1 protein-coding gene and 1 pseudogene are annotated in these 2,272 nt (G+C 67.5%); one reads left to right on the top strand and one right to left on the bottom strand.

The window, feature by feature from the left end:
• Positions 1-1,371 (top strand): annotated as a pseudogene (locus tag JYJ84_RS34595) (molecular chaperone DnaK); the annotation flags it as partial.
• Between the two features lie 89 nt (positions 1,372-1,460).
• On the opposite strand, the gene ctlX reads toward JYJ84_RS34595, so the two are convergent.
• Positions 1,461-2,272: citrulline utilization hydrolase CtlX (ctlX, locus tag JYJ84_RS34600; protein WP_205190119.1), on the bottom strand; the 812-nt coding region annotated here is incomplete at its 5' end.

The following is a 2,272-nucleotide window of genomic DNA, read 5'->3' on the forward strand; positions in this document are numbered from 1 at the left end:
TATTTCCTCGTGCTTGACGATGGCGAGGCCGAATCTGCCGCGCGCGGCGTCTGCCTGCTGCCGCGCGGGGCGGAAGAGGGCCACGAGATCCGGCTCGACGATCGCACGTTCGCGCTGCAACTCGGGCAGCCGGTGCGTTTCCACCTCGTGTCGACGGTGGCCGAGACGGCGTACCGGCCCGGCGATCTCGTCGATCTCGACGGCGGCGATTTCGTGCGGCTGCCGCCGATTGCGACGGTCGTCGACGCGAAAGCGGCCGGCGACGCGCGCGAAACGCCGGTGAAGCTCACCGCGTCGCTGACCGAGGTCGGCACGCTCGAAATGCACTGCATCGCGACCGACGATGCGGCGCGCCGCTGGCGGCTCGAATTCCAGCTACGTGGCGATGCGCCCGCGCAGGGTGACGAAGCTGCACTTGCGCGGCATCCGCGTCTCGACCAGGCAATCGACCTGATCGAGCGCTCGTTCGGCAGCAAGGCCGCCGGCGTCACGCCGAAAGACACGCGCCGGTTGCGCGCACAGCTCGAACAGGTGCTCGGTGCGCGTGAGGAGTGGGACGTCGCGCTCGCGCGTGAATTGTTCGACGCGTTGCTCGCGCGCGCACGGCGGCGCCGGCGCTCGTCCGATCACGAACGTGCTTGGCTGAACCTCGCCGGTTACTGCCTGCGCCCGGGCTTCGGCCATCCGCTCGACGCGTGGCGCATCGAGCAACTGTGGCCGTTGTTCGACGACGGGATTCAGTATGTGACCGACGCTCAGGTGTGGTCGGAGTGGTGGACGCTGTGGCGGCGCGTGGCCGGCGGCCTCGACGACGACGCGCAGACGCAGGTGCGCGACGCGATCGCGTTCCTCGAACCGACCGACGACAAGCGGCGCAAGCTGCCGTTCGATCCGGGCAAGGTCGGGCCGGCCGACATGACGCGGTTGTCTGCGTCGCTCGAACGGCTGCCCGTGGAACGCAAGGTCGAACTGGCCGAGCGCCTGATCGCGCAACTGCAGAAGCCGGGCGAGCGTGCATTGTGTGCATGGGCGCTTGGGCGCATCGGCGCGCGCCGGCCGTTCTACGGCAGCGCGCACAGTGTCGTGCCGGCGGAAGTTGCGAAGGGCTGGCTCGATGCGCTGTTCGAGCTCGACTGGAAGCAGGTCGAACCGGCCGCGTTCGCGGCCGCACAGATTGCGCGGATGACCGGAGACCGTTCACGGGATCTGCCGGACGACACACGCGAGGCCGTGATCAAACGCCTGTCGGCCGCGAATGCGTCGACGGCGTGGATCGACATGGTGCGCGAAGCGATCGCGTTCGACGAAGCCGACACGGTGCGCGTGTTCGGCGAAACATTGCCGGCCGGGTTGAAGCTGCTGGCCGGGTGAAGGCGGTCACGGAACGGATGCTTCGACCTCGTTTGCAGGACGAAGCATCCGGTTGCGCCGGTCAGTGCGCGACGTGACCGCTGTTTGCTTCACGCATGCGATGACGCTTCGCGCTGTCGTTCCGCCGATTCGATTTCCGACGCATCGCGCGCGGTCGAGCGCCGCGCGAGATGAATCCCCGCGAGCATGCAACGCACCGATCCACCGGCCAGTTCGATCGTCGGCACGTCGAGCGGCAGCAGGCGCGCGGAACGCTCGATCGTCGCGCGCTGCACCGGCGTGAGGCAGTCATACGCGCGCCGCGACAGCGCGAGTACGCGCCCCTCCTTGCCCGACAATTCCAGCGTATTGCCCGCGAAATTCGCGATCTGCGACGCATCGAGCGCGATCACCGTGCGTCCCGTTTCGGCCAGCCGTTGCGCGATCTCGTCGCGTCTGCGACTGTCGGCGATGAGGTCGAGCCCGACCATCGCAAACTCGGTCGCGACGCTCATCATCACGTTCGTGTGATAGATCGGCCGCCCGTCGGCATCGGCCGTATCGAAGCAGATCGGTTCGAAATTGAAATTCGTGCAGAAGCGTTCGAGCGCGACCGGATCGGCGCGGCGCGAACGCGCGGTGTACGCGATTCGCGCGACGTGATCGAGCACCATCGCGCCCGTGCCTTCGAGGAACACGTCGTCGTATTCGAGCCCGGAATAATCGATCACGTCCTGCACGCGATACTCGGCCTTCAGCATCTCGATGATATCGGCGCGCCGCTCGCGGCGCCGGTTCGCGCTGAACATCGGATACAGCGCGACGTGGCCGCCCGGATGCGTCGAGAACCAGTTGTTCGGGAACACCGAATCGGGCGTGTCGCGCTCGCCGTGATCGTCGAACACGTGCACGCGCACGCCGG

This window comes from Burkholderia sp. LMG 13014 (assembly GCF_905232215.1).
Taxonomy (GTDB): domain Bacteria; phylum Pseudomonadota; class Gammaproteobacteria; order Burkholderiales; family Burkholderiaceae; genus Burkholderia.